Raw genomic sequence first — 7,162 nt, forward strand, 5'->3', positions numbered from 1 at the left:
TATGAGCAAAGAAAAAAGACAAATAGAAAAACAAGATTTATTATCATCTGATGTTTATGCAAAAAGCAGAAAACAAATTAGAAAAGATTTAGTTGAGTTTAAAAAAGATAGAAGAATAGCACTTGGTCCTTATGCCACTTTTTATTTTGAAAGTTTTGAAACTATGGTTGCCCAAGTTCAAGAAATGCTTCACATCGAAAAAGGAGGAGATGAGCAATTAAAAGATGAATTAATAGCTTACAACCCTTTAGTTCCAAATGGAAAAGAACTTACGGCTACACTAATGTTTGAAATTGATAATCCAATTTCAAGAGCTGCATTTTTAGGTAAAGTTGGAGGAATTGAAGAAAAAATATTCATAAAAATTAATGATGAAATTGTTAAGGCTGTTGCAGAGGAAGATGTTGATAGAACATCAGCAGAAGGAAAAGCTTCTTCAGTACAGTTTATCCATTTTAAATTAAATGATGATCAAATTTCTAAATTTAAGTCAGGTAGCGCAACCATTGAACTTGGGATTGATCATAAAGAATATATCCACACCACAAGACTAGCTGAAGATAGTGTGAAATCACTATGTGCTGATTTTATTTAACAGAACCCCAAATATTTCCAGTTTTGACCCAACCTGAATAATCATTGGTCTTTACATTACACCATATATTTTGACATTTTTTTAAAACTAATAGCCTTCCTTTTTCTAATTTGGCTATTGGTTTTGCAAAGTTAGATGGTTTTTTATATAAGATTTTGTCTTCTAAGATGATAATAGAGTTTGATTTTTTAACCTGAGAAACATGGATCCATCCACTATTATTTTTTAAGTCTACAATTCTTCTAAAATTTTCTTTTTGATCTATTTGTTTTATGGGTAAATTTATTTTTTTATAAATATATTTGATTTCCGAATCAAAACTTGGTCCATATCTAACATTTACTTTACTTTTTTTTAAAGAGAGAAACTTTTCTTCTGCTATTGAAAATTGACCAAATAAAACTGATAGATACAAAACGCAAATAGCTATTTTTTTTATCATTTACAAAAACAGTTTTTTCTTTTTTTAAGTTTAACTTTTCTAAAATTTAATTGTAGTAAATCTAAAATAAAAATATATCCGTCAAGACTCTTTCCAATACCAAGTATTTTCTTTAAAACTTCGTTTGCTTGTATAGCTCCAATTATACCAGCAATTGTACCAAGAATACCTTCTGACTCACAATTTAATAAATCATCTGAAATATCAGAGTCTTGAAAAAAACATCTTAAACATGGGATTTTTTTATTCTTAAAATTAAAAGTAAATATATGTCCATCAAATTTACTTATAGCTCCAGTTACAAGTATTTTTTTAAATTTATAACAAAAATCATTTAATAAAAATTTTGTAGAAAAATTATCAGAACCATCAACTATGTAATCATAATCTTTTATAATTTTCTTAAAATTACTTTTATTAAGTCTTATTTTATAAATCTTAATTTTAATACTTGGGTTTATTTTTTTAATTTTAACCCTTGCTACTTGAACTTTAAATTTTCCTATATCACTAGTGTTATAAAGACTTTGTCTGTGTAGATTTGATAAACTAACTTTATCATCATCAACTATTCCTATTGAACCAACGCCAGCTCTTGTAAGAAATTCACCAACAGGAGATCCTAAGCCACCCATTCCAACAATTAAAACCTTTGCAGATATAATTTTTTTTTGTCCTATAGTACCAATATCCTTTAATACTATTTGTCTTGAATATCTCTCTATTGATGATTTTCTTAATTGGTTATTCATTTACCTGTTGAGCCAAATCCACCATCACCTCGTAATGTATCAGGTAAATTATCTATTTCTTCAAGCTCCATCTTAATTACAGGCATTAAGATCATTTGTGCTATTCTATCTTTATTGGTGATAAGGAAATCTTCTTTACCATGATTAAAAAGTATAATTTTAATTTCTCCTCTATAATCACTATCAATTGTTCCCGGGGTATTTAAAACTGTAATATTCTTTTTAGCAGCCAAACCAGATCGAGGACGAATTTGAACTTCATAATCCTCTGAAAATGCCATTGAAAGCCCTGTAGGAACCAAATATGAGCTATTAGGAGCTATTTTAATAGGCTCCTCGATAAAAGCCATCAAATCCATACCTGAAGCACCATATGTTTTATAGGTAGGTAATTCTACTTTAGGATTTAATTTTTTGATTAATACTTTAGCCACTGAATTTTAATTTAATTTTTTAATAACTCTATCTACTATTTCATCAGAAATTTCAGATTTACTTTTTATTCCAAGCTTTTCATCATGCATATTTTTATCTCTATAATAAATTGAAACTTCATTAAAATTGGAGTGAAATCCAATTGCTTTATTGGAGACATCATTTGCTATTATCCAGTCGCAATTTTTTTCTTCTAATTTTTTTTTTGCATTTTTTTCCACATTATTAGTTTCTGCAGCAAATCCAATTACCAACTTTGGTCTAAGAGAATTATGTTTTGATACATAATTTAAAATATCAATATTTTTTTCTAGTTCTAAATTTAATTTTCCCGTTTTTTTTATTTTACTACTATTTATTTCTTTAACTTTAAAGTCAGCAACAGCTGCTGAAAAAATTGCTACATCTGTTGGTAGATTATCTTGTGTAGCTTTAAACATCTCATCTGCAGTTTCTACTTTAATTAATTTTATATTGCTGCCCACTTCTAAATTTGTAGGTCCAGAAATTAAAGTAGTTTGAAAACCCTTTTTAGCGAATGCTTTTGCTAAAGCATGGCCTTGTTTTCCAGAAGATTTATTTGTTATAAATCTCACAGGGTCAATATATTCATTAGTTGGTCCAGCCGTTACTAAGGCTTTCAGTTTATAATTTTTATGTAATTTATTAAAGTATGAATTAATTTCTTGAACAATATTATCTGGTTCAGTTATTTTCCCTTCACCAAATTCTCCACAAGCCATATCACCAATTTCAGGACCTATAATTTTATAACCAAATGATTTTAGTTTTTTAAGATTTTCTCTAGTTGATGGATGTTCCCACATTCTAACATTCATAGCAGGTGTCAAAAAAACATCTTTATCAGATGCAAGAATTACTGTTGAGGCTAAATCATCTGAAGATCCAGCGCTTAATTTAGAAATAGTATTTGCAGTGGCAGGAACAACAAGTATTACATCTGCCCATCTAGATAGTGATATGTGGTTCATTTCAGCTTCATTTTCAGCATTAAATAAATCATCATAAACTTTTCCTTGAGAAAGTGAGGTCACCGATAGGGGGGTTACAAATTCTTTGGCACTTTTAGTAAGTATGGTTTTAACTTCTACACCTTGTTTTTTTAACAATCTAATAAGCTCCAAACTCTTATATGCAGATACTCCTCCACATATTATTAAAAGTATTTTTTTTTGAAATAAATTATTCATCGAGCAAATTAAAATACTAATAGGCCAAAGATTACAAGTAATAATAAACCAACAATAGACTGGTTTCTAAACGTAATCATTTCAGATTTCTTTTCATTTAGGGCCTTATAGGATTTTGAATTATGAGGTATTTGACCGCTTGCCAAAAATGTAAGTGCTTGATTGGCTTTATCCATAATCTCTGGAAAATCAGGTAATCTTTTAATTACTTCGGTAGTACTTTTTAAGCCTTCATTCAAAGTATTAATAGGATCTTTTGTTTCTCTTAACCAGCTTTCTAAAACTGGTTTTGACGTTTCCCATATATTAGTATTTGGATTAAGTTTTCTTGCAACTCCCTCAACAACAACCATAGTTTTTTGTAACATTAATAACTGAGGTTGAGTTTGCATATTAAATTTTTCAGTAACGTCAAAAAGTTGTTTTAGTAATTTTCCACCTGAAATGTCTTTAACAGATTGACCAAAAATTGGTTCGCCAATTGAGCGTAGCGCTTGAGCAAGATCATCAACTGGCACATCTTTAGGCACAAGGCCAGCAACCAAGTGCACCTCGGCAACTTTTTTATAATCTCGCTGAATAAAACCAAATAAAATCTCTGCTAAAAATCTTTTACTGAGGTTGTCCAATCTACCCATAATGCCAAAGTCTATTGGTACAATTTGTCCACTATTATCAATAAATATATTTCCTTGATGCATATCTGCATGAAAAAAACCATCCCTAACAGCATGTCTTAGAAAATGCTGAATAATATCAGAGGCAATTCTTTTTGTGTCAATATTTCTTTTTTGTAAATCTTCAGTTTCCCGAATAGAAACACCATCTATCCAATCAAGTGTCATTACATTTTCACTTGTAAAATTCCAATAAATAACAGGAACTCTAAAACCTGCATCGTTCTTTGTATTTTCGGCATATTCATTTGCAGCAGCAGCTTCGAACCTTAAGTCCATTTCTAGATTAGTTATTTCTTTAAGTAAAAAAACAACTTCAATTAATTTTAGTCTTTTGGTTTTTTTAATAAATGATTCTATTAAAAAAGCAAAAAGTAAGAGTGCATCTATTTCTTCATTAAATATTCTTTTAATATCAGGTCTTAAGATTTTAATAGCCACATCTTTTATTGTACCATTGTCATCTACTTTTGCTTTGTGAACTTGCGCTATTGAAGCAGCTGCTACTGGCTCACTTAAATCTATTATTGTATTAAAAGTTTCTTCTCCTAAATCTTTTTTAATGATTGCCTCTGCTTCAGATAAAGAAAAAGCAGGAAGTCTATCTTGCAAACCCTCTAACTGTTTGGCCAATTCATCACCAATTATATCTGGCCTAGTAACCAAAAATTGTCCTAATTTAATGAAGGTTGTTCCCATTGATTGTAATGATTTAGAAAGTTTTTCACCCTCAGTGACATCAAAGTTACCTTTTTTTGGACTAGAAAAAGAAAATGAAAGTACTTGGAAAAGAATCTTAATAACTAGAGGAGGTTTTTTAAATTTAGAAACAACATTTAAGATGTCAGATTGAGCTAACTTTCTTCCTAATTTAAATAATGTTAATAGTTTTCTAATCATTATATTTTCCAACCAGAGTGTATTGCTACAATCCCACCAGATAAATTTCTGTAACTGCAATTTTCAAATTTATTTATTTTCATTAAATCAATTAATTCCTCTTGATTAATAAACTCTTCAATACTTTTGACCAAATATTCGTAAGGCTCTTTCTGACCTGCAACTACTTTTCCTATTAAAGGAATAAGTTTTGAATAATTTTTATAGATAAAATCTAGATTTGAGTTTTGAATTTTAGAAAATTCTAAACATAAGTAGCGACCACCTGGTTTTAAAACACGATAAGCCTCTGATAGAGCTTTATTAAGATTTTTAGTATTACGTAAGCCAAAGCTAATTGTATAAAAATCACAAGAACCATCCTTAATAGGCAATTTTTCTGCTGGTGCAATCATCCAGTTGATATTCTTATAATTTTTTAGTTTAATTTTACCCTTACCAACCATTCCTTTATTAGGGTCTACACAAAAAATTTTACCATCTTTATTGGTCAAATCTAAAAAAAGTTTACCTAGATCACCAGTGCCACAAGCAACATCAATTAAAATTTTATCTTGTGAGGGATTCAACCAGCTTATTAAATCTCTTTTCCAAATTCTATGAACGCCTAGAGACATGAAGTCATTCATTAAATCGTATTTATCATAGACATTGTCAAAGACACCTTGAACGAGTCCTTTTTTATTTTGGAGATATTGTTGCATGTTAAATTTATTATTTATTGATAATATAACGTTAAATGCCAGAATTACCAGAAGTAGAAATAATCAAACAATCGCTAGCTAAAAAAATAGAACAAAAAAAAATCAAGAAAGTAATAATTAAAAATAGAAATTTAAGGTTTAAAATTCCTCAAAAATTTGAAGAATTATTAAAAAATAAGATTATTAAAAAAGTTACTAGGTTTTCTAAATATCTAATTTTAAACTTTTCTGATGGTTCATTTTGTTTAATTCATTTAGGAATGTCAGGAACTATTCATTTAATAAAAAAAAATGACTTGAATAAATATACTAATGTTAGTTTTTATAATTCTCCAAGTTTACCAAAAAAACATAATCATGTTGAAATACAATTTCAAGATTTAAAAGTTATTTATAATGATCCTAGAAGATTCGGTTTTTTTAAATTTTTAGACAATAAACAAGAACTAATAAATAGATTTAGACATTTAGGGCCAGAGCCATTTTTTAAAAATTTTAATTTAAAATACCTGTTAAAATATTTTTTTAACAAAAAAAAGGACATAAAAAGTTTTTTAATAGATCAAAAATTTGTATCTGGAATAGGAAATATTTATGCAAGTGAAATTTTATTTTTAAGTAAAATTAAACCAACAAAAAATGCAATGAAGTTATCAGAAAAAGACTGTAAAAAGATTATTTCTTTTTCAAAAAGTGTGCTTAATAAAGCCATTCTAAAAGGTGGTTCAAGTATTCGTGATTTTAAGAATACCTCTGGCAGAAAAGGTAATTTTCAAAAAGAATTTAAAGTTTATCAAAGAGAAAATCTAAATTGTGTAAGAAATAAATGTACCGGAAAAATAAAGAAAATATTTATATCCAATAGATCCACTTTTTTTTGCAATACCTGCCAAAAATAAGCAATTATTCTATTGACCAGTATAAATTCTCGAGCTATACCACTGCGCTTATGGCAAACACAAAATCTGCAATTAAAAGAATTAGAAAAATTGCTACACAAACACTAGTCAATAAGGCTCGTAAGAGTAAATATAGGAATGCTATAAAAAAGATGAATCTTCTTCTTGAAGAAAAGAAAAAAGATGACGCTTTAAAATTCTTGCCAAAGTTGAACTCAGAATTAATGAAAGTTGCAAAGACTGGAATTATTAAAAAAGCTAATGCTTCACGAAATGTTTCAAGAATAACAAAAAAGATCTCAGCCTTATAAAACTACTTACAGTTGCTGAATAATTCAACTCAAAGTACTTATACCAAATAAGATTTTTTTTTAATAAAAAATACCATATCTAGATCACATAAAGTTTATTATTTGTAAATCACACACTCACAGATTTTAAATTTGTAAAATTTATTTTTATAATAAATTGTCCAATTAAATTACAGTTTCACAAAAATATTTTTCTAAAAATAAAAACAGATCAGTTTTAAAAAAAGTTCGCGTTA

General features: G+C 28.1%; 9 protein-coding genes. 3 read left to right on the forward strand and 6 right to left on the reverse strand.

Features of this window, described 5'->3' with window-relative positions:
* The first annotated feature begins 1 nt into the window (after window position 1).
* Complete coding sequence (locus ABXT47_RS06900) at window positions 2-595, forward strand: DUF3501 family protein (protein WP_415308421.1); 594 nt, start codon at window positions 2-4, stop codon at window positions 593-595.
* Here the strand turns inward: ABXT47_RS06900 and ABXT47_RS06905 are convergent.
* Genes ABXT47_RS06905 through ABXT47_RS06930 form a run of 6 tightly spaced genes read right to left on the reverse strand, consistent with a single transcriptional unit; the run spans window position 588 to window position 5,716 of the window.
* Window positions 588-1,037 carry an SH3 domain-containing protein gene (locus ABXT47_RS06905; protein WP_415308422.1) on the reverse strand — a complete coding sequence of 150 codons (450 nt, stop codon included), beginning with the start codon at window positions 1,035-1,037 and terminating at the stop codon, window positions 588-590. The two genes, ABXT47_RS06900 and ABXT47_RS06905, sit on opposite strands and share 8 nt — an antisense overlap.
* Window positions 1,034-1,789, reverse strand: a complete 756-nt coding sequence (locus tag ABXT47_RS06910) for a HesA/MoeB/ThiF family protein (RefSeq protein ID WP_415308424.1) — start codon at window positions 1,787-1,789, stop codon at window positions 1,034-1,036. Before ABXT47_RS06910 ends, ABXT47_RS06905 begins: the two co-directional genes overlap by 4 nt.
* A complete protein-coding gene (dut, locus tag ABXT47_RS06915) occupies window positions 1,786-2,223 on the reverse strand; it encodes a dUTP diphosphatase (protein WP_415308426.1) in 438 nt (145 codons plus the stop codon). Before dut ends, ABXT47_RS06910 begins: the two co-directional genes overlap by 4 nt.
* 6 nt (window positions 2,224-2,229) lie before the next feature.
* Complete coding sequence (gene coaBC / locus ABXT47_RS06920) at window positions 2,230-3,435, reverse strand: bifunctional phosphopantothenoylcysteine decarboxylase/phosphopantothenate--cysteine ligase CoaBC (RefSeq protein ID WP_415308428.1); 1,206 nt, start codon at window positions 3,433-3,435, stop codon at window positions 2,230-2,232.
* Window positions 3,436-3,443: 8 nt separating this feature from the next.
* Complete coding sequence (gene ubiB, locus ABXT47_RS06925) at window positions 3,444-5,012, reverse strand: 2-polyprenylphenol 6-hydroxylase (protein ID WP_415308429.1); 1,569 nt, start codon at window positions 5,010-5,012, stop codon at window positions 3,444-3,446.
* Window positions 5,012-5,716: a class I SAM-dependent methyltransferase gene (locus ABXT47_RS06930; protein WP_415308431.1), complete on the reverse strand. Its 705-nt coding sequence runs from the start codon at window positions 5,714-5,716 to the stop codon at window positions 5,012-5,014. The genes ubiB and ABXT47_RS06930 overlap by 1 nt, the downstream gene beginning before the upstream one ends.
* 35 nt (window positions 5,717-5,751) lie before the next feature.
* On the opposite strand from ABXT47_RS06930, the gene mutM reads away from it, so the two are divergent.
* Both mutM and rpsT read left to right on the forward strand, forming a co-directional pair.
* Complete coding sequence (mutM, locus tag ABXT47_RS06935) at window positions 5,752-6,615, forward strand: bifunctional DNA-formamidopyrimidine glycosylase/DNA-(apurinic or apyrimidinic site) lyase (RefSeq protein WP_415308433.1); 864 nt, start codon at window positions 5,752-5,754, stop codon at window positions 6,613-6,615.
* 50 nt (window positions 6,616-6,665) lie between these two features.
* Window positions 6,666-6,926 (forward strand): 30S ribosomal protein S20, encoded by a 261-nt coding sequence (rpsT, locus tag ABXT47_RS06940; RefSeq protein ID WP_415308434.1) that lies wholly within the window; start codon window positions 6,666-6,668, stop codon window positions 6,924-6,926.
* Window positions 6,927-7,162: the final 236 nt, after the last annotated feature.

This window comes from Candidatus Pelagibacter sp. Uisw_099_02 (assembly GCF_047727625.1).
In the GTDB taxonomy this organism is placed as follows: domain Bacteria; phylum Pseudomonadota; class Alphaproteobacteria; order Pelagibacterales; family Pelagibacteraceae; genus Pelagibacter.

Bases quoted from the DNA above. Each gene is read 5' to 3' on its own strand.
- ABXT47_RS06900 (WP_415308421.1), top strand. From the start codon at position 2: ATGAGCAAAGAAAAAAGACAAATAGAAAAACAAGATTTATTATCATCT.
- ABXT47_RS06905 (WP_415308422.1), bottom strand. From the start codon at position 1,037: ATGATAAAAAAAATAGCTATTTGCGTTTTGTATCTATCAGTTTTATTT.
- ABXT47_RS06910 (WP_415308424.1), bottom strand. From the start codon at position 1,789: ATGAATAACCAATTAAGAAAATCATCAATAGAGAGATATTCAAGACAA.
- coaBC (WP_415308428.1), bottom strand. From the start codon at position 3,435: ATGAATAATTTATTTCAAAAAAAAATACTTTTAATAATATGTGGAGGA.
- ubiB (WP_415308429.1), bottom strand. From the start codon at position 5,012: ATGATTAGAAAACTATTAACATTATTTAAATTAGGAAGAAAGTTAGCT.
- ABXT47_RS06930 (WP_415308431.1), bottom strand. From the start codon at position 5,716: ATGCAACAATATCTCCAAAATAAAAAAGGACTCGTTCAAGGTGTCTTT.
- mutM (WP_415308433.1), top strand. From the start codon at position 5,752: ATGCCAGAATTACCAGAAGTAGAAATAATCAAACAATCGCTAGCTAAA.
- rpsT (WP_415308434.1), top strand. From the start codon at position 6,666: ATGGCAAACACAAAATCTGCAATTAAAAGAATTAGAAAAATTGCTACA.